Consider the following 19,515-nt stretch of genomic DNA (forward strand, 5'->3'; position numbering starts at 1 on the left):
TGTTCATTATACGCTTCGTCGAATATACAAGGGATTGGTACGCGGGTCGACGGCGCTCCGCGGGTCGACGGCGCTCCGCGGAACCGGACGCCGGCGGATCCGCGCGCTTTTTGAGTCCAGCCACCGACTCCTATCTATGACCGAGCGGGTGCTCGTCGTCGACGACTCCTCCTTCCAGCGGACCGTGGTTCGGGACGCGCTGGAGGGGTCGTTCGACGTCGTCGGCGAGGCGGAGAACGGCGCGGAGGCCGTGGAGCTGTTCGAGGCCCACGAGCCCGACGCCGTGTCGATGGACGTCGTGATGCCGGAGATGACCGGAATCGAGGCCACGCGGGCCATCAAGGAACGCTGGCCCGACACCGTGATCGTGATGTGCACGAGCGTCGACCAGCAGGAGAAGATGATGGAGGCCGTGAAGGCCGGCGCCGACGGCTACGTCACCAAGCCGGTCGACCCCGATGAACTGGTCCCCGAGATGAAGAGTCACCTCGGCTGAGCGCGCTCCCCTCCCGCTCGATCGCCCCGGGACTCACGCCGGGTCGAACGACCGGAGGATCGACGAGAGCGCGCTGGTGAGCTCCTCGAACCGGTCCATCTCCATCGAGTCGGTCGTCACCCAGATCCCGTGTTCCCCGGTTATCACCCGCGTGAGATACCCGTTCTCGAACACGCGGACCGTGAACTGGTAATCGCCCAGCTGCGTGTTGGCGTACAGCGACTGCGAGTGGAACCCCTGGCGCTCGTTCTCCGCGAAGCCGACGAGGTCTGCCGTCCGGCTCAGGTCGCTGCGGAGGTACAGCTGCGTGACCTCGTTCTCGGTGAAGTACGTGAGGCTCCGGAGCTCGTCCCCGATCGCGGTCCGCGTCGCGCTGAGCAGTTCGTCGACCTGGGAGTCGGGTGGCTGTGACATGTTCACACGATCTGTCGTCGGATATATGAGCGTATGGGTGGCCGCAGGACCGGCGACGGAGCGCCGCCTCGACTCGACCGCCCCGGACTCGATTCGCCGCGCCGGAAGGGCAGAGTTTAGGGACTCCCCCGCCGTCGACCCGCCATGAGCGACTACGACGACGTCTGCGTCCTCCTGCCCACGATGGACGAAGTCGAGACGGTCGCGCGCGTCGTCGGCGCCTTCCGCGACGTCGGGATCGAGGAGGTCCTCGTGATCGACGGCGGCTCCACCGATGGGACGCGGGCGGCCGCCACCGAGGCCGGTGCCCGCGTCGTCGAGCAGTCCGGCCGCGGAAAGGGACAGGCGGTCCGCGAGGCGGTGCGCGAGCACGTCGACGCGCAGTACGTCGTGATGGCTGACGCCGACGCGACGTACGACGCGGCCGACGTCGACGCGATGCTTGATCCCCTGTTCGCCGGCGAGGCCGACCACGTCATCGGGAATCGCTTCGCCGACATGCGGCCGGGGGCGATGACCCGACTGAACCGGATCGGCAACCGGATCATCAACCTCGCGTTCCGCGGGATCCACAGGGAGGGCTACCGGGACATCCTCTCGGGGTACCGGGCGTTCACCCGGGAGTCGTTCCTCCGACTCCACCTCACCGCTGACGGGTTCGGGGTCGAGACCGAGATGGCGGTCGAATGCGTCAAAAACCAGGTCCCGGTCGCGGTCGTTCCGGTCACCTACCGCGAGCGCCCCGGCGGCTCCGCGACCAACCTCCATCCCATCCGCGACGGCGGCGTGATCTTCCTGGAGCTGTATCGGAAGGCGAAGACGAACAACCCCCTGTTCTACTTCGGCAGCGTCGGCGCGGTTTCGACCGCGGCGGGCGCGGTCATGACCGCGTACGTCCTCTACGAATGGCTCGTGTTTCGCGTGACTCACGAAGTGATCACCATCGGTGCCGTCGGTGCGGCCATCCTCGGGATCCAACTGCTGATCTTCGGCGTGCTCGCGGACATGATCCTCTCGCTGCACCGCGAACAGGTGGCGCGGCTCGAGCGGGCACTCGGGGAGCGCGACTCCGACGAGCCGCGCGAGACAGATGAGTCGCGCGGGCGGGACGAGGTCGAGCGGTCGATCGAGGGGGACGACTGACACCGATCGTCGGCCCGTCGACACCGACCCCCGGCGCCCGGCCCGGAGGCACATGGTTTATTTCGACTCGCTGAGATAAGCGCCCATGGATGAGAAGCGGCTCGTCATCGCCCTCTTCGGCATCGCGGTCGCGCTCGTCGTCGGGTTCATCGGGTACCGGTTCATCGCCCCCCTCACGGTCGCCGTGTTCCTCTACTACTCGACGCGGCGGCTCTTCCACCGGCTCGAACGCTTCCGGCTCCCGGCGCGCGTCCGGGCTGTCGCCTCCCTGTCGCTCATCGGGGTCCCGCTGATCGGCCTCATCGGCTACACCGTCCTGCTGGTGTTGATCGAGGCCCGCCGGTTCATCGGCCGGTACCCGGTCGCCGAGACGGTCGGCGCCGAGAACTCCTGGGTCGGGGACCTGGCCCGGCTCTCGAACCCCACCCTCGACGGGGCCGTCGGCGCGTATCGCTCCGGGCAACTCGACCCGCTGATCGAGTTCGTCTCCGAGCAGGCGCCGCTCCTGGCGAGCACGCTCGGCGGGCTCGCCCTCAACCTCCTGATCGTCGTCGTCGTCACGTACTACCTGCTGCTCGACGGCTCGAAGTTCCACGAGTGGCTCCTCACGTTCGACGACGACGCGGTGGTTCGCGAATACCTCGAGACGGCCGACGCCGAGCTGGAGGCGGTGCTGTACGGGAACCTGCTCAACGTCATCGCCATCTCGATCATCGCGGTCATCACGTACACCGCGTACAACGTGGTCGCGCCGACACCTGTCGAGGTCCCGTATCCGGCGCTCGCGGGCGCGCTCACCGGCATCGCGAGCCTGATCCCAGTGATCGGAATGAAGATCGTGTACGTCCCGCTGGCGGCGGTGACCTCGGTACCGACGGTCCTCGACGGCAGTGACCTCGCGCTGCTCGCCTACGTGGCCGGCTTCCTCGTCGTCGCGGCGGTCGTCGTCGACACGGTCCCCGACATCGTGCTCCGGCCGTACTTCAGCGGGGAGACGACCCACGTCGGGCTGCTCATGCTCGCGTACATCTTCGGCCCGGTCGTCTTCGGCTTCCACGGGCTGTTCCTCGCGCCGATCGTGTTGGTGTTGGCGCTCACGTTCGCCAGCACGGCGCTGGTCCGACTGCTCGGCGGCAACCCCGACGAGGCCGGCGCCGAGCGCCCCGCGTCGGTTCCCCAGGGACAGCGGCGGCTCGACGAGTTCTGAGCCCGGGGGACGCCACGCAGACCTCCTCACGACCGCCGAGCCGAAGAGATAAGCCCCCGCTCGCCGACCGGGGTGACGTATGCGCCTTCACGTCATCGGTCTCGGCGGCGCCGGTGGCCGGATCGTCGACCGGCTCGCGGCCGATCACGGCAGCGACCGGTTCCTGCAGGGGATCAACGCGTTCGACACGGACGCGGCGGCCCTCGACGCGCTCCGGTCGATCGACGAGTCGCGCCGCTACCGCTTCGGCGACGCGGCCGACGGGAGCGGACTCGACGGGGACCTCCACGCCGCCCGGCGGCTCGGGGACGCCCACGCGAGCGAGCTCGGCCGCGTCATGGATGACGAGAACCCGTCGATCGCAGAGGCGTTCGCGCTCGTCGTCGGTCTCGGGGGCGGCGCGGGCGCCGGGGCCGCGCCGGCGCTCGCCGAGGAGCTGTCGCGGCTCTACGACGCCCCGGTGTACGCCGTCGGCCTGCTCCCGACGCCCGCGGAGTCGGCGGCCAGCGAGGTCGACCCCGTCCGCGGGAGCGCGACCGACCCCGGGGAGCGCGAGCCCGACAGCCCGCTGGCGGAGAAGAACGCGGCCAGAACGCTCGACGCCCTCTCGGACCGCTGCGCGGCCGTCTTCCCGTTCGACAACGACGCGTGGCTCCGGCCGGGCGAGAATCTCCCCGACGCCCGGGACCGGTTGAACGGCGTCGTCGCCGAGCGGGTCGCGGCGCTGTTCGGGGCCGGCGAGTCGGACGACGAGACGTCGACCCCGCAGCAGGTGCTCGACGCGAGCGACGTCGCCCGCGCGGTCGGGGACGACGGGGAGATCGCCGCGCTCGGCCACGCGACGCAGGCGGTCGACGCGCCGGAGTCGGGGTCGCGGTTCGGGCTCGGGCTGTTCGGCTCGGACGAGCCCGCCGAGGTCGACACCAGCGCCGCGGTGTCGGCGATCGAGACGACGATCCGGAAGGCGGCCCGCGGGAAGTCGACCGTCGAGGTCCCCGACGGGCGCGCGGACCGGACGCTGCTCGTCGTCGGCGGGCCGGCGGCGTGGCTCAACCGACAGGCGATCGCCGACGGCCGGCGGTGGCTCGCCGAGGAGACCGGGTCGGACGCGATCTTGAGCGGGGACGCGCCGCAGCCGGACGCGGAGGCGGTGTTCGCCGTCGTGCTGCGCTCGGGGATCGACGAGCCGGCGCGGCTCCGGGAGATCCGGGAGTCTATCGCGTGACCGCCGAAAGGGTCGGACCGTCTGGCGCGGCCCGGGCGACTCTCCACCCACCCGAATCGATTAACCCCTTGTGGCGCCCAGAACGGTCGTGACCACTCACGCCGATCTCGGACTTGACCTCGACGTGCGCGACACGGACGCGGTCGCCGACCGGCGCGACGAGCTCGTCGCCGCCGTGCGGGACCACGCCGGGACGATCGCCTACCAGCTCGCGAAGCTGCAGGGCGGCGACTACGGCCGACGCGAGCTGTCGACGCCGAGCGGGACGTGGACCGTCAAACACGAGGCCGGCGAACTGGAGTTCCTGCTGTTCTCGCCGACCTCGGGCTCGGACGTGTACGTCATCTCGACGAAGCAGCCGCCGGACCCGGAAGACCTGGCGGCCGCGCTCGACGACTACGCGAACTTCGTCGCCGCGTGGAACGAGTACGTCGCGTCGCTGTCGGGCGTCCTCGACGGTGTCAGCGCCGAGTTCCCGGACCCCGTCTCGACCGACGGCGTCGTCGCCGAGCGCGACCGCGTGCTGGACGCGATCCGCGAGGCCTGCACCGTCATGGCCGGCGAGATCTATCGGTACGAGGGCGACGACTACGGAACGTACACCGCCCGCGTCGACGGCGACCGCTGGGAGCTGAAGTGGGACGAAGGGGCCGTCTCGTACCTCCGCGTCGGCGGCTCCGGCGGGCTCTACCTCCTCTCGCAGTACGAGGCGCCTTCCGCGGCCGACGTGCGCCAGTACGCCGACTCGTTCCGGGGGTTCGTCGACGCGTACAACGAGTTCGTGGCGGGGCTGGAGAGCGACCTCGCGACGGTCGAGCTGTAGACGACGGGGAACGACTCTGAGCGATTGCCGGTGTGAGTATACTAGATCGGTCTGGGTGTTGTTTGTAAGCGGACGAGATGTGTTGCTGTCGGTTGTTTATAAATGATTGACTCCGTGATGAACACTTCCAAAGCCCCAGCCGGCGAGGCGGGCGCACGCTCGCTGCGCTCCTCACTCGGTCGCTCACTTCGTTCGCTCCCTCGTTGCGGTGTCGCCGGCGGCGAAGCCGCCGGCTGCCCGTGGCGCTATGCGCCACGGTGCTTACGTCGCCTGCGCCCGCCTCGCCGGCTGCCCCTTTGAGTCCCACCCGACCGCACCGCACAGCCTCACGCCTCCCCAGCCTCGCCGCTCGCTGCGCTCGCGGCGTCCCTCGCACCGTCGGTTCGCGGCCTATCGGCCGCTCACCGGGGCGCGCCGCCGCACCGATCTTTATAAGCGCTCGCCGCTGTCGTTCACGGCTATTTAAATGCTGAATAACCACCGACAAACTGCAACACCCAGTCCCGCTCTCGATCAAGAGTTCGTCTTCAGCAACTGACCGTGCCAAAATTTGGTATGTTTGAACAAGACGAGTTCAACGAAGTCGCGTAGTCTATACACAAATGTGAACATTCTCTCGTGCAATGTGAGAATATTTATGCAGTAACGTCGGGTACGGCCGCGCATGTCGATCACTCTGCCGGGACCGACCCTCGGCGTCGTCGGCGGCGGACAGCTGGGTCGGATGATGGGCGAGGCGGTCGCGCGCCTCGGGATTGAGGTCGTCGTGCTGGACCCGACGCCGGACTGTCCCGCATCGCCGGTCGTGAGCGACCAGATCGTCGGCGACTTCGACGACCCCGACGCGGTCCACGAGCTCGCGAGCCGGGTCGACGCGCTGACCTTCGAGATCGAGCTGGCCGACCCCGAGCTACTGGCCGAGGCGAGCGCGGAGCACGACGTCCCGGTCCAGCCGGACCCCGCGACCCTCGAGACGATCCAGGACAAGCTGGTGCAGAAGGAGTCGCTCGCCGACGCCGGCATCCCCGTCCCGGAGTTCGTGGCGGTCGCGACCGCGGAGGGGCTCGAGCGCGTCGTCGAGGAGTTCGGCGGCGTCATGCTGAAGGCCCGCGAGGGCGGTTACGACGGCCGCGGGAACGTCCCGGTCGACGACCCCGCGGACGCCGCCGACGCGCTCGACGAGGTCGGGGGGAACGCGATGGCCGAGGAGTTCCTCGACTTCGAGCGCGAGATCGCCGTGATGGGCCTGAAGGGCGTCGACGGCGAGACGCGGACCTACCCCGTCACGGAGACGATCCACCGCGAAGAGATCCTCCGCGAGAGCGTCGCGCCGGCCCGCGCCGACGACGCGGTCGTCGCCGAGGCCGAGTCGGTCGCCCGCGACGTGCTGGAGTTCCTCGACGGCCGCGGCGTCTACGGGATCGAGCTGTTCGAGACCCGCGACGGCGACGTGCTCGTCAACGAGATCGCGCCACGCCCGCACAACTCCGGCCACTGGACGATCGAGGGCGCGCGCACCTCGCAGTTCGAGAACCACGTCCGCGCCGTGCTCGGGTGGCCGCTCGCCCCGACCGACCTCGTCGCGCCCGCGGTCACCGCGAACGCGCTCGGGGACACCGAGGAGACCCGGCCCGCCACGCTCCGCGGCGTCGACGACGTCCTCGCGGCGCCCGGCGCCGACCTCCACTGGTACGGCAAAGCCGACGTGTACCCGCTCCGGAAGATGGGGCACCTGACGGCGACGGCCGGAGGCGACGACGCGAACACCGCCGCCGAGGTCGACCGCGACGCCCTGCTCTCCCGGGCGCGAGCGCTCCGCGACGGCCTGACGTTCCGGGACGCCTGACACCGGTACCGCATCCGGCACTTCCTTATCCGCTACCACCGAACCCACGTCTATGACTACGGTCCAGGACCTCATCGACCGACTCGAAGCGGAAGCGAACGCCGACGCCGACCCCGAAACGACGCCGGACGTAGGGATCATCATGGGCTCCGACTCGGACCTCCCCGTCATGGAGGACGCGTACGAGGCGCTCGACGACCTCGGCTTCGCGGAGCAGATCGACTTCGACGCGGCGCCGGATTCGCGGTTCACCTACGAGAGCTACGTCGTCTCCGCGCATCGGACCCCGGAGCTCATGTACGCGTACGGCGAGACCGCGACCGATCGCGGGCTCGACGTGATCGTCGCGGGCGCGGGCGGGAAGTCCGCCGACCTGCCGAACATGACCGCGTCGATCGCGTACCCCGTGCCCGTCATCGGGGTGCCGGTACAGGAGAAGTCGGTCGACTCGGTCATCGGGATGCCGACGGGCGCCCCGATCGTCGCGGTCGACGCGGGGAAGTCGTACAACGCCGCCCTCTCGGCCGCGCAGGTGCTCGCTCGCGAGCACGACGCCGTCGAGGAACGGCTGATCGACCTCCACGACGATCGGAAGGCAGGGGTCGCCGACGTCTCCGCCGACCTCCACGACCTCGGCGTCGACGGGTTCCGCGCGCGGGACGGGGAGTAGCTCCCGGCAGAGGTCGGTATCGCGGTCGAATCGAGATCGCCCGGACCAGGTATTGTGCTGTCTCGCGGTCGTCTGCGGCGGGATCGGGCCGCTGCCGTGAAGACTCAACGCTTATGAGGGGCCGGTCCAAACCCCAGCATGTTACGGAGACCTATATGAGCGATTGGATAGCGATCGGCGCCTTGGCGGCCGTCGGCCTGCTCATCCCGATAGGGATGATGAGCGTGTCGGCGTTGCTCCGTCCGAGCGTGCCTGAGACCGGTAAAAGTACCACCTACGAGTCCGGCGAGACCCCGACTGGCGGGACGCGGATCCGGTTCAACATCCAGTACTACATGGTCGCGCTGTTGTTCGTCGTGTTCGACATCGAGACCGTGTTGCTGTTCCCGTGGGCCGTCATCTACCGCCCGGCGATCGAGGCCGGCGTGCCGATGACTGCCCTACTGTGGCCGATGTTGGCCTTCGTCGGGGTCCTCGCGATCGGGCTCGTCTGGGCGTGGCGGTCGGGAGCGATCAGCTGGGCCCGCAGCCCCCGCGCGACCAGCAAAAAAACGGAGCGTGATCTCAACTAATGAGCAGCGATCAACCATTCATCACCGACGAATCGCAAGTCGTAACGGAGACCCGAGACGCCCGGATGACCGGGCAGGGAGACCGATTCAACTCTCGGCTCCGCGAGGCGTTCGGCTCCTCGCCGTTCATCCTCACCAAGTTCGACAAGTTCCTGAACTGGTGTCGCGGCTCCTCGATGTTCATGCTGCAGTTCGGCATCGCCTGCTGCAGCATCGAGATGATGCACACCTATGCGGTGAAACACGACCTCGACCGGTTCGGGAGCGGGGTCCCCCGCGCGTCGCCGCGACAGGCCGACGTGATGATCGTCCCCGGGACGATCGTCTCGAAGTTCGCGCCGCGGATGAAGCGTGTCTACGACCAGATGCCCGAGCCGAAGTTCGTCGTTGGCATGGGCTCGTGTACCATTTCCGGCGGCCCGTTCCAGGAGGGGTACAACGTCATCAAGGGCGCCGAGGAGGTCATTCCGATCGACATCCACGTCCCCGGCTGCCCGCCGCGCCCCGAGGCCCTCGTCTACGGCGTCGTGAAGCTGCAGGAGCGCGTCGCCAACGGCGAGGCCTCGCCCGTGACAGTCAAGCCGTACGAGCTGGAGGAGTTCTCCGACCTCGAACGCGACGAGCTCGTCGACAAGCTCGCCGACCAGATAGACGAGGACGAACTCGTCATGCGGTACAACTTCGCTGATTCACCATGAGCCTCGAACGACCGGACACCACCGACGACGCCGCGATCGAGCGCACTCCCGACGAGCTGGAGGCGCTGCTGGGCGACCTCGTCGTCAAGCGCGACGACCACCTGAACGCGCCCGGCTTCGTCATCCGCCCGGACACCGTTCAGGAGACCCTCTCGATCCTGAAAGAGCAGGCGGGGTACGACCACCTCTCGGTGGTCTCCGCCCAGGAGTACGAGAATCGTTACGAGTCGATCTACCACCTGAAGAAGTTCGACGACCCGACCCAGGAGGTCAGCGTCGTCGTCCCCGCCGACAAGGACGATCCCGTCTCCGAGTCGGCCGAGCCCGTCTTCCGCACCGCCGACTGGCACGAGCGGGAGGCGTACGACCTGATCGGGATCGAGTACGACGACCACCCCGACCTGCGCCGGATCCTCCTGCCGGAGACCTGGCAGGGTCACCCCCTGTCGATGGACTACGACAAGGACCGGCCGCAGATCGCCACGCTGCCGGAGCACGCGAACCCGCTGCAGGAGCACTACAAGGACTCCGAGTCCGACACGATGTTCCTCAACATCGGGCCGCACCACCCGGCGACCCACGGGGTGCTCCACCTGAAGACGGTCCTCGACGGCGAGCAGGTCGTCGACGTCGAGCCCGACATCGGCTACCTCCACCGCTGCGAGGAGCAGATGGCGCAGGCCGGGACCTACCGCCACCAGATCATGCCGTACCCGGACCGCTGGGACTACATTTCGGCGGGCCTGCTCAACGAGTGGGCGTACGCCCGCGCGGCCGAGGACCTCGCGGAGATCGAGGTGCCGGAGTACGCGCAGGTCATCCGCACGATGGGCGCCGAGATGTGTCGGATCGCCGCGCACATGCTCGCGCTCGCCACGTTCGCGCTCGACGTGAACGGGGACTTCACGGCGACGTTCATGTACGCGATCAACGACCGCGAGCGCGTGCAGGACCTACTGGAGGACCTGACGGGCCAGCGGCTGATGTTCAACTACTTCCGGCTCGGCGGCGTCGTCTGGGACCTGCCGGAGCCGCGCGAGGAGTTCTTCTCGAAGACCCGCGACTTCCTGGACCAGCTGCCGGAGTCCGTCGAGGAGTACCACAACCTCGTCACTTCCAACGAGATCTTCCAGATGCGGACGATCGACACGGGGGTCCTCCCGCCGGACGTCGCCAAGGACTACGGCGCGACCGGCCCCGTCGCCCGCGGCTCGGGCGTCGACTACGACCTCCGCCGCGACGACCCGTACGGCTACTACGACGAGCTCGACTGGGACGTCGTCACCGAGGAGGGCTGCGACAACTTCAGCCGCCTCCTCGTCCGGATGCGCGAGGTCGAGGAGTCGGCGAAGATCATCGAGCAGTGCGTCGATCTGCTCGAGGATTGGCCCGAAGACGAGCGCAACATCCAGGCGAACGTGCCCCGCACGCTCCGCCCCGACGACGACGCCGAGATCTACCGGGCCGTCGAGGGCGCGAAGGGCGAGCTCGGCATCTACATCCGATCCGACGGCACCGACAAGCCGGGCCGGTTCAAGATCCGGTCGCCGTGCTTCTCGAACCTCCAGACGCTGCCGGAGATGGCTAACGGGGAGTACATCCCCGACGTCATCGCGGCGCTCGGGAGCCTCGACATCGTGCTTGGGGAGGTGGACCGCTGATGGGGACGGCACCCGCACAGCTGTTCCCCGAGTTCCTCGTCGACACGTTCGGGCTGCCGGGCGTGCTCGGCGAGGTGGTCGCGGCGCTGATCGCGGCCGCCGTCGTCGGGAACATCGTCCTCGCGTTCACCGGCGTCGCCGGGCCGTGGGCGAAACGGAAGATCACGGCGGCGTTCACCGACCGGATCGCGGTCAACCGGGTCGGGCCGTTCGGGCTCCTGATCATCCCGGCGGCCGCCGTCCAGCTGCTCGCGAAGGAGCTGATCGTCCCGGAGGGCGTCGACCGCCCCTCGTGGGACATCGCCCCGGTCATCCTGCCCGCGTCGGCGCTGCTCGGCTTCTCGGTGATTCCGATGGGCCGTCTCGGCCCGATCAACTTCCACCTCGCGGACCCCGAAGTCGGGTTCGCGCTGGTGTTCGCGTTCGCGTCCATCGCCTCGGTGTCGCTGGTGATGGCCGGCTACGCGTCGAACAACAAGTACTCGTTGCTCGGCGGCCTCCGCGCGGTCGCGCAGAACCTCGCCTACGAGATCCCGCTCATCGTCACCGCGATGTCAGTCGTGATCTTCGCGGGCACCCTCCAGATGAGCGGCATCGTCGGCGCGCAGACGACGACCTTAGTGACCATCGCCGGGATCGACATCCCGGCGTGGTACGCCTTCGTGAACCCGTTCGCGTTCGTGCTGTTCGTCACGGCGAACATGGCGGAGGTCGGACGGAACCCGTTCGACATCCCCGAGGCGCCGACCGAGATCGTCGGCGGTTACCAGACCGAGTACTCCTCCGCGTACTTCGTCCTCTTCTACCTCGGCGAGTTCGTGCACATCTTCCTCGGCGGCGCGATCGTCGCCGTGACGTTCCTCGGCGGCGCCTCCGGGCCGGGCCCGGAGAGCATCGGCTTCATCTGGTTCGTGGTGAAGATCTGGGGCTTCTTCCTGTTCACGCAGTGGGCCCGCGCCGCGATGCCGCGCGTCCGTATCGACCAGCTGATCGAGATCGGCTGGAAGGGAATGCTGGTGCTGTCGTTCGCGAACCTGGTGCTCACGGCCGTAATCGTGGGAGTGATCGCGTAACATGATCGGACTCATGAAATCCATGGCGACGACGATGAAACACGCGCTGGACGGGAACACGTTCACGGTGGAATACCCGGAGGACGCGCCCGAGGTGAGCCCGCGGTTCCGCGGGGTCCACAAGTTCAGCCAGGAGCGGTGCATCTGGTGCCGCCAGTGCGAGAACGTCTGCCCAAACGACACGATCCAGATCGTGCAGGACGACCAGCGGAACGGGGAGCAGTACAACCTCCACATCGGACAGTGCATCTACTGCCGGCTCTGCGAGGAGGTCTGCCCCGTCGACGCCATCCTGTTGACGCAGAACTTCGAGTTCACCGCGGACACGAAAGACGACTTCGTGTTCAACAAAGAACAGCTCAAAAACGTCCCGTGGTACAAGGGAATCGACCCGCTGGAGTCCCGGAACCCCGATCGCGGCGCGTGGATCGGGGAGGGCGACGGCGAGGTTGACTACCAGTAGCGGGCGCGTCTCGAAATCTTCAAAGGGGTTCTCATAGGAGACAAACACAATGGTTTATCCTACTATCGCGTTCGGGCTGTTCGCCGCCGTCACGCTGGCGTTCGGCCTCGGGGTCGTCTTGGCGCGCGACGTGTTCCACGCCGCGCTGCTTCTGGGCGGAGCCCTGACGAGCGTCGCGGTACACTACGTGATGTTACAGGCGGAGTTCATCGCCGCCATGCAGATCCTCGTCTACGTGGGCGGGGTTCTCATCCTCGTCACGTTCGGCGTGATGCTCACGCGATCGGACGCGGAAACGGAGGTGAATAGCGTATGAACGACGACGACTCGGATCGGGGCGGGCGCATCGTGCCCGCTGTGGTGGTCGGACTCCTCTTCGGAACGATGGCTCTGACGACGCTTTCGGCCGACTTCGCGCCTGAGGGGGCCGGATTCCCCGCCGACGCGTCGGTCGTTCACAACATCGGCTACGCCCTCTTCAACCTCGGCGCGTACGACGTCGCGACGATTCCCTCCGAGGGGTTCCTCGCCGCGTTCCTGATCGCCGCCGTCGCCCTCGACGTCGCCGTCGACGGGGCGGTGTACCTTGCGAAACGCGAGGAGGACGGCTCCATCATCTCCGCGATGGGCACGGCGTTCACCGACGGCGGGCGCGAGGGGGGTGAGCGGCGATGACGGCCGTCGCCTCCTCGATTCCCCCGGAGTGGTACCTGCTGCTCGCGGCCGCCGTCTTCTGTGTCGGGCTGTTCGGCGTGCTCACGCGGCGCGACGCGCTGTACTTCCTGATGAGCGTCGAGCTCATGATGAACGCGGCGAACATCAACTTCGTCGCGTTCGCGCTGTACTACGGCGACCTCACGGGGCAGGTGTTCGCGCTGTTCGTCATCGCGCTCGCCGCCGCGGAAGTCGCGATCGGTATCGGCATTATCCTCGTGCTGTACCGCAACTTCGGGGTCACGGACGTGACCGTCCCAACGGAGATGAGGTGGTAACATGATTGATGTGTTCTCATACGTTCCAGCGATCGTCCTCCTGCCGTTCTTCTCGTTCCTGATCGCGCTCGGTGCCGGCAAGTACCTCCCCAAGGGAGGCGCCTTCGGCGGGGTCGCGGCGACGGCGGGTTCGTTCCTGCTCTCGCTGTGGGTGCTCGCGACGGTCGCGGGCGGCGGCGCGGTGAACCGCACCATCTACACGTGGGCCAGCGCCGGCGGGATCGGCCCGACGGACGTCGAGCTCTCCTTCGGGATCCTGATCGACCCGCTGTCGGCGCTCATGCTCGTCATCGTGACGCTCGTCGCGCTGCTCGTCCACGTGTTCTCGCTCGGCTACATGAACGACGAGGGCGAGACGGGTCTGCCCCGGTACTACGCCGGGCTCGGCCTGTTCACGGCGTCGATGCTCGGCTTCGTCGTCGCCGACAATCTGCTGATGGCGTTCATGTTCTTCGAGCTGGTCGGGCTCTGCTCGTACCTGCTCATCGGCTTCCACTTCCGGGAGCCCGGGCCGCCGTCGGCGGCCAAGAAGGCGTTCCTCGTCACCCGGTTCGGCGACTACTTCTTCCTCATCGGCGTCGTCGCGGTGATCGGGACGTTCGGCACCGCGCAGTTCGCGGGTCCGGAGTCGTTCCCGGCGCTCGCGGACGCGGCGCTCAACGGCTCCGGATCGGTCGCGTGGACGCCCGGTGGCGTCGAGCTACAGACGTGGCTCACCGTCGTCGGCCTGCTGATCCTGGGCGGCGTCGTCGGGAAGTCCGCGCAGTTCCCGCTGCACACGTGGCTCCCCGACGCGATGGAGGGCCCGACGCCCGTCTCCGCGCTCATCCACGCCGCGACGATGGTCGCGGCCGGCGTCTACCTCGTCGCGCGGATGTACGGCTTCTACGCGCTGACCCCGACGACGCTCGCGGTGATCGCCTTCATCGGCGGCTTCACGGCGCTGTTCGCGGCGACGATGGGTCTCGTGAAAGACGAGCTGAAGCAGGTGCTCGCGTACTCCACCATCTCGCAGTACGGCTACATGATGCTCGCGCTCGGCGCGGGCGGCTACGTGGCGGCGGTCTTCCACCTGACCACCCACGCCTTCTTCAAGGCCCTGCTGTTCCTCGGGGCGGGCGCAGTGATCATCGCGATGCACCACAACGAGGACATGTGGGATATGGGCGGGCTGAAATCGGAGATGCCCGTCACGTACGTCACCTTCCTTGCCGGGTCGCTGGCGCTCGCGGGCATCTTCCCGTTCGCCGGCTTCTGGTCGAAAGACGAGATCCTCTACGAGGCGCTCGTCCACGCGCCCGGCGAGCCGCTGCTGTTCGGCGGCTACCTGATGGGGCTGCTCGCGGTCCCAGTCACCGCGTTCTACACCTTCCGGATGGTCTTCTTAACCTTCCACGGCGAACCTCGGAGCGACACCGCGCGTGACCCCGAACCCGTTCGCTGGAACGTGAAGGGGCCGCTCGCGGTCCTCGGGTCGCTCGCGGTCGTCACCGGCCTCATCAACATGGTGCCGGTCCAGAAGGTCCTCGGCCTGGAGGGGATCGACCTGCTCCACCGCTGGCTCGACAACGAGTGGGGCGGCATTGCGGGCCTCTCCTCGCACCACTACGCCGACATCGGGCCGTACAGCAGCCAGTACATCGTCGGCGGCGAAGTCGCCACGGTGCTCGTCGGCGCGGCCGTCTCGCTCGGCTTGGCGCTGACCGGTCTGCTGGTGGCGTGGCAGCTCTACAACGTTCCGTCGCCGACGGAGCACACGGCGAAGCTCGGCGGGATCAAAGACGTGCTGTACAACAACTACTACCTCGACGAACTGCAGGTATGGCTCGCGTATCGCACCGAGGACGTCGCCGGCGGCGCCGACACCTTCGACCAAGGCATCATCGACGGCGTCGTCAACGGTGTCTCCTCGGTGAGTCTCATCGGCGGTGACCGGATCCGGCAGGTCCAGAACGGCGTGGTCTCGCAGTACGCCGCGCTGCTCACGCTGGGGCTGGTCGCGCTCATCGTACTGCTCGGCGTCACCGGGGGGTGGTTCCTGTGATACTCGAAGCGCTCATCGCGGTCGCGTTCGCGAGCGCGCTCGTCGTCCTCCTCTCGCCGAACGAGTGGGCGGGACGGCTCGCCTTCGCCCTGAGCCTGATCCCGTTCGCCGGGTCGCTGTACCTCTGGTCCGGCTTCGACGGCTCCGGGAACGCCCTCACGGGCGGCGACATCGCCTATCAGACCCAGATCGAGTGGCTCGAGGTCGGCGGCCGCTCAGTCTCGTGGTTCGTCGGGCTGGACGGGATCAGCCTCCCGCTCGTCGTGCTCACGACGTTCCTCGTCCCGCTGGCGATCCTCAGCGCGTGGACGCCGATCGACTCGCGCCAGAGCCAGTTCTACGGGCTCATGCTGTTCATGCAGGCGAACCTCCTCGGCGTGTTCACGGCGCTGGACTTCTTCCTCTGGTTCGTCTTCTGGGAGGCCGTCCTCGTCCCGATGTACTTCCTCATCGGCATCTGGGGCGGCCCTCGCCGGAAGTACGCCGCGATCAAGTTCTTCGTCTACACGAACGCGGCCTCGCTGCTGATGTTCATCGGGTTCATGTCCCTGACGTTCGCGCTCGGTGACTCGGTGAGTTCGTTCGCGCTCCCGGAGATCACGGGCGCGATCGCGGACGGCGGGCTCGGTTCATTTGCCGGACTCGCGCCGGAGACGCTCGCCATGGCCGCGTTCCTCGCGATGTTCCTCGGGTTCGCGGTGAAGGTCCCCATCGTCCCGTTCCACACGTGGCTGCCGGACGCCCACGTGGAGGCGCCGACCCCCGTGTCGGTGCTCCTGGCGGGCGTCCTCCTGAAGATGGGGACGTACGCGCTGCTCCGATACAACTTCACGATGCTCCCCGAGCAGGCTTCTGCCCTCGCGATTCCGATCGCCGCCATCGCCGTGATCAGCGTCATCTACGGCGCGATGCTGGCGCTGGCACAGAAGGACCTCAAGCGCATCGTCGCCTACTCCTCCGTCTCGTCGATGGGATACGTCATCCTCGGGCTTGTCGTGTTCACCGAGTACGGCGTCGGCGGCGCGACGTTCCAGATGGTCGCGCACGGTCTCATCTCGGGGCTGATGTTCATGGCGGTCGGCGTCGTCTACAACGCGACCCACACGCGGATGGTCGGCGACATGGCCGGGATGGCCGACCGGATGCCGGTCACGGTCGGCATCCTCGTCGCCGGCGCGTTCGGCTACATGGGACTGCCGCTGATGGCCGGCTTCGCCGGCGAGTTCTTCATCTTCGTGGGCTCGTTCGCCGCGCCGGCGCTCCCGTACGCGCCGCTTTTCACCGCGCTCGCGATGTTCGGTATCGTCATCGTCGCCGGTTACCTGCTGTCGGCGATGCAGAGCACGCTGTTCGGTCCGTTCGAGCTCGCGACCGACTACGAGGTCGGGCCCGCGCCGTTCCACGACGTCGCCCCGCTCGCGGTGCTGCTGGCCGCGATCATTGTGCTCGGCGTCGCGCCCGACATCTTCTTCGAGATGATACGCGATGCGGCCGTTCCCGTGGTCGAGGGGGTGAGCGTCGATGGTTGAGCCGCTCCCGCAGGTGACGGCGCTGCTGCCCGTGCTGCTGCTCGCGTTCACCGGCCTCGCGCTGCTGCTCGTCGACACCCTCTCGCCGGACACCCGGTCGAACACTTCGATGGCGGTCGTGAGCGCGCTCGGCGCGCTGGCCGCGCTGGCCGCGACGGTCTGGTTCGTCGCCTCCGGAACCGGCAGCGGCGACACCGGCGGCGCGATCCTGCTGTTCGCCGACGCGATCAAGGTGGACACCATGGGGTTATTCTTCACCGCCATCTTCGCGTCCGTGACGTCGCTCGTCGTCGTCGCGGCGCACGACTACTTCCACGACCACCCGAACCCGGCGACGTTCTACTCGCTGACGCTGTTCGCAGCGACCGGCATGTCGCTGCTCGCGGTCGCGAACTCGCTCGCGGTCGTGTTCGTCGCCCTGGAGATGGTGTCGCTGCCGTCGTACGTGCTCGTCGCGTTCCTCAAGCAGAACCGCGGGAGCGTCGAGGCGGGGCTGAAATACTTCCTCGTCGGGGCGCTCTCCTCGGCGATCTTCCTGTTCGGCATCTCGCTCGTGTACGCGGCCACGGGCTCGCTGATGCTCGGCGACGTCGCCGGCGTCCTCGGCGACATCGCCGCGGGCACCGACGGCCTCGACAGCCGGAGCGGGATCGCCGGCCTCGGGATCGTGATGATCCTCGGCGGCGTCGCGTTCAAGACCGCTTCCGTCCCCTTCCACTTCTGGGCGCCGGAGGCGTACGAGGGCGCGCCCGCGCCGGTGAGCGCGTTCCTCTCGTCGGCGTCGAAGGCGGCCGGCTTCGTGATCGCGTTCCGCGTGTTCACGGAGGCGTTCCCCGTCGGCGCGTCCCTGTCGGCCGACATCAACTGGGTGCTCGCCTTCGGAATCCTCGCGGCCGTGACGATGACTCTCGGGAACTTCGCGGCGGCCGTCCAAGAGGAGGTCAAGCGGATGCTCGCCTACTCCTCCATCGGGCACGCCGGCTACGCGCTTATCGGCGTCGCCGCGCTCACGGGCGCCGACGGCGGCGCCGCGGCCAACGGCGCGGTGATGGGCGCGGCGATGGCCCACCTGCTCGTCTACGGGTTCATGAACACCGGTGCGTTCCTCTTCGTCGCCATGGCGGAGCGGTGGGGCGTCGGCCGGACCTTCGAGGACTACGCCGGGCTCGCCAAGCGCGCGCCCGTCGCCTCGACGGCCATGGCCGTGTTCATGTTCTCGCTGGCCGGGCTGCCGCCGTTCGCCGGGTTCTTCTCGAAGTACTTCCTGTTCATGGGCGCCATCGACAACGGCTTCCTGTGGCTGGCGGCGGTCGGCGCCGTCAACAGCGTGATCTCGCTGTACTACTACAGCCGGGTCGTGAAGGCGCTGTTCATCGACGACCCCGCGTCGCCGACGACGCTGGACACGATCGACGTGCGGCCGACGGCGCTGTACGCCGCGGTCGTCTTCGCCGCGGTCGCGACGGTCCTACTCTTGCCCGGCTTCGGGCCGGTCATCGAGACCGCCGAGGCGGCCGCGTCGGCGCTGTTCTAACGCTCTCGCGGTCCGATTCCGCTTCGCGGTCCTTTTCGGCTCGGTTGTCGCTCCGGCACCCCCAGGTATTCCCGCGTCCGGAACGTTGTGTGATACATGAGCAGAAATCGGACGTACCGCTGTCTGGACTGTCTGGAACACACCGTGAGCCGTGAGTTCGACGTCCCCCACCTCTCGGTGACGTGCCCGAACTGCGGCTCGTTCGAGCGCTTCGTCAACGACGCGGTGTTTCAGCAGTTCCGCGCGTTCGAGGAGTCGCCGCCGACTGAGATCGACTGGGAGCGGCTGGACCGGACCGAGAAGCTGGTCGTCTCCGAGCGGCTCGTCCGCTCGACGAAGACGCTGGCGGACTTCGAGATCGTGGAGGGAGAGGCGTCGGCCGGGAGCACGGACGCCCCCGTCGGGGAGGGAGAGGCGTCGGCCGGGAGCGCGGACGCCCCCGCCGAGGAGGGGGAGACGCCCGCCGGCGACTGAGTCAGCGCGCGTACAGCTTCCCGCCGACCAGCGGCGCGAGCCCGTCGCCGTCGTTCGGCGTGACAGCGACGTACGGTCGGTCGACGGGGCCGAACACGTCGACGACGCGGCCGACCGTCGAGAGCGACTCGTCGACGACGGACGAACCGATCCGGGGCGGCTCCTCGCCGCGCTCGCCGCGGGCGATCGCGAGCCCGCCGGCGGTGCGGACGACGGTGCCGACGCGCCGCATCGTCACTCTCGGATGACCCCGAGGTAGGCGGCGACCGCCTGCACGAGGTCGTTTTTCGCGGTGTCTTCGGTTCCCTGGACGACCACCGCGCCCCGCGGCTCGAACTCGCGGGAGTACGTCTTCTCGCGCTCGATCACCGCGTCGTAGCCGACCTGTTGGACCGCCTTAGCGATCTCGTCGACCGTGGGCTCGGCGATCGCGAGGCTTGTCGGGACGCGACGGCCCTCCGAGCGCGACCGCTCGGCGTCGAAGTACGCGGGATAGACGACGTTCTCGACCATATCGGAGAGGCGAGCGCGCGGCCTAAGGTCGTTTCGGACCCGGGCGGCGCGGTCGTCGCTCGCGGGGCGCCCACTTCGGTCGACTCGGCCGCGATCCACCCCGGAACCCTTTTGGACGAACACGGGTCACATTCTCCT

The 19,515-nt window shown here is 68.1% G+C and carries 22 protein-coding genes; 19 read left to right on the top strand and 3 right to left on the bottom strand.

Annotated features, from left to right (window positions below; translation table 11 throughout):
* The first annotated feature begins 136 nt into the window (after positions 1-136).
* Positions 137-496 carry a response regulator gene (locus tag N5096_RS04730; RefSeq protein WP_267663176.1) on the top strand — a complete coding sequence of 120 codons (360 nt, stop codon included), beginning with the start codon at positions 137-139 and terminating at the stop codon, positions 494-496.
* A gap of 33 nt (positions 497-529) precedes the next feature.
* On the opposite strand, the gene N5096_RS04735 is transcribed toward N5096_RS04730, so the two are convergent.
* On the bottom strand, positions 530-910 hold the full coding sequence (locus N5096_RS04735; RefSeq protein ID WP_267663177.1) for a DUF7522 family protein: 381 nt from the start codon (positions 908-910) through the stop codon (positions 530-532).
* A gap of 144 nt (positions 911-1,054) precedes the next feature.
* Between N5096_RS04735 and aglJ the strand changes: the two genes are divergently transcribed.
* The 18 genes from aglJ (at position 1,055) to N5096_RS04825 (ending at position 18,864) form a co-directional block, all read left to right on the top strand.
* Positions 1,055-2,053 (top strand): S-layer glycoprotein N-glycosyltransferase AglJ, encoded by a 999-nt coding sequence (gene aglJ, locus N5096_RS04740; protein ID WP_267663178.1) that lies wholly within the window; start codon positions 1,055-1,057, stop codon positions 2,051-2,053.
* An 85-nt stretch (positions 2,054-2,138) separates the two neighbouring features.
* Entirely contained in the window at positions 2,139-3,260 is a 1,122-nt protein-coding gene (locus tag N5096_RS04745; RefSeq protein WP_267663179.1) for an AI-2E family transporter, read from the top strand.
* A 79-nt stretch (positions 3,261-3,339) separates the two neighbouring features.
* Positions 3,340-4,485, top strand: a complete 1,146-nt coding sequence (locus N5096_RS04750) for an FtsZ/tubulin family protein (protein ID WP_267663180.1) — start codon at positions 3,340-3,342, stop codon at positions 4,483-4,485.
* A gap of 88 nt (positions 4,486-4,573) precedes the next feature.
* Positions 4,574-5,308, top strand: a complete 735-nt coding sequence (locus N5096_RS04755; protein ID WP_267663181.1) for a profilin-fold protein — start codon at positions 4,574-4,576, stop codon at positions 5,306-5,308.
* Positions 5,309-5,972: 664 nt separating this feature from the next.
* Positions 5,973-7,154: a 5-(carboxyamino)imidazole ribonucleotide synthase gene (locus tag N5096_RS04760; RefSeq protein ID WP_267663182.1), complete on the top strand. Its 1,182-nt coding sequence runs from the start codon at positions 5,973-5,975 to the stop codon at positions 7,152-7,154.
* Positions 7,155-7,206: 52 nt separating this feature from the next.
* Complete coding sequence (gene purE / locus N5096_RS04765) at positions 7,207-7,824, top strand: 5-(carboxyamino)imidazole ribonucleotide mutase (RefSeq protein WP_267663183.1); 618 nt, start codon at positions 7,207-7,209, stop codon at positions 7,822-7,824.
* A 155-nt stretch (positions 7,825-7,979) separates the two neighbouring features.
* Complete coding sequence (locus N5096_RS04770) at positions 7,980-8,396, top strand: NADH-quinone oxidoreductase subunit A (protein ID WP_267663184.1); 417 nt, start codon at positions 7,980-7,982, stop codon at positions 8,394-8,396.
* Complete coding sequence (locus N5096_RS04775; RefSeq protein ID WP_123621172.1) at positions 8,396-9,094, top strand: NADH-quinone oxidoreductase subunit B; 699 nt, start codon at positions 8,396-8,398, stop codon at positions 9,092-9,094. Before N5096_RS04770 ends, N5096_RS04775 begins: the two co-directional genes overlap by 1 nt.
* Positions 9,091-10,755 carry an NADH-quinone oxidoreductase subunit D gene (locus N5096_RS04780; RefSeq protein WP_267663185.1) on the top strand — a complete coding sequence of 555 codons (1,665 nt, stop codon included), beginning with the start codon at positions 9,091-9,093 and terminating at the stop codon, positions 10,753-10,755. Before N5096_RS04775 ends, N5096_RS04780 begins: the two co-directional genes overlap by 4 nt.
* Positions 10,755-11,828, top strand: coding sequence for a complex I subunit 1/NuoH family protein (locus N5096_RS04785; RefSeq protein WP_267663186.1), 1,074 nt, complete (start codon positions 10,755-10,757; stop codon positions 11,826-11,828). Before N5096_RS04780 ends, N5096_RS04785 begins: the two co-directional genes overlap by 1 nt.
* Position 11,829: 1 nt before the next feature.
* Positions 11,830-12,291, top strand: a complete 462-nt coding sequence (locus tag N5096_RS04790; RefSeq protein ID WP_049931224.1) for a NuoI/complex I 23 kDa subunit family protein — start codon at positions 11,830-11,832, stop codon at positions 12,289-12,291.
* 49 nt (positions 12,292-12,340) lie between these two features.
* A complete protein-coding gene (locus N5096_RS04795) occupies positions 12,341-12,607 on the top strand; it encodes an NADH-quinone oxidoreductase subunit J (RefSeq protein ID WP_267663187.1) in 267 nt (88 codons plus the stop codon).
* Positions 12,604-12,966: a hypothetical protein gene (locus tag N5096_RS04800; RefSeq protein WP_267663188.1), complete on the top strand. Its 363-nt coding sequence runs from the start codon at positions 12,604-12,606 to the stop codon at positions 12,964-12,966. Before N5096_RS04795 ends, N5096_RS04800 begins: the two co-directional genes overlap by 4 nt.
* On the top strand, positions 12,963-13,283 hold the full coding sequence (nuoK, locus tag N5096_RS04805) for an NADH-quinone oxidoreductase subunit NuoK (protein ID WP_092563221.1): 321 nt from the start codon (positions 12,963-12,965) through the stop codon (positions 13,281-13,283). The genes N5096_RS04800 and nuoK overlap by 4 nt, the downstream gene beginning before the upstream one ends.
* Position 13,284: 1 nt before the next feature.
* Positions 13,285-15,327: an NADH-quinone oxidoreductase subunit L gene (gene nuoL, locus N5096_RS04810; RefSeq protein WP_267663189.1), complete on the top strand. Its 2,043-nt coding sequence runs from the start codon at positions 13,285-13,287 to the stop codon at positions 15,325-15,327.
* Positions 15,324-16,856: a complex I subunit 4 family protein gene (locus N5096_RS04815; RefSeq protein ID WP_267663190.1), complete on the top strand. Its 1,533-nt coding sequence runs from the start codon at positions 15,324-15,326 to the stop codon at positions 16,854-16,856. The genes nuoL and N5096_RS04815 overlap by 4 nt, the downstream gene beginning before the upstream one ends.
* Positions 16,849-18,390 carry an NADH-quinone oxidoreductase subunit N gene (locus tag N5096_RS04820; protein WP_267663191.1) on the top strand — a complete coding sequence of 514 codons (1,542 nt, stop codon included), beginning with the start codon at positions 16,849-16,851 and terminating at the stop codon, positions 18,388-18,390. Before N5096_RS04815 ends, N5096_RS04820 begins: the two co-directional genes overlap by 8 nt.
* A 96-nt stretch (positions 18,391-18,486) precedes the next feature.
* Positions 18,487-18,864: a hypothetical protein gene (locus tag N5096_RS04825; protein ID WP_267663192.1), complete on the top strand. Its 378-nt coding sequence runs from the start codon at positions 18,487-18,489 to the stop codon at positions 18,862-18,864.
* Position 18,865: 1 nt separating this feature from the next.
* Here N5096_RS04825 and N5096_RS04830 read toward each other — a convergent pair whose 3' ends face one another.
* Together N5096_RS04830 and srp19 are read right to left on the bottom strand one after the other, a co-directional pair.
* Positions 18,866-19,096, bottom strand: coding sequence for an H/ACA ribonucleoprotein complex subunit GAR1 (locus N5096_RS04830; RefSeq protein WP_267663193.1), 231 nt, complete (start codon positions 19,094-19,096; stop codon positions 18,866-18,868).
* 2 nt (positions 19,097-19,098) lie between these two features.
* On the bottom strand, positions 19,099-19,377 hold the full coding sequence (srp19, locus tag N5096_RS04835; RefSeq protein ID WP_267663194.1) for a signal recognition particle subunit SRP19: 279 nt from the start codon (positions 19,375-19,377) through the stop codon (positions 19,099-19,101).
* Between the last annotated feature and the right edge of the window lie 138 nt (positions 19,378-19,515).

The sequence above is a fragment of the Halorubrum yunnanense genome, from assembly GCF_026586675.1.
Lineage (GTDB): Archaea > Halobacteriota > Halobacteria > Halobacteriales > Haloferacaceae > Halorubrum > Halorubrum yunnanense.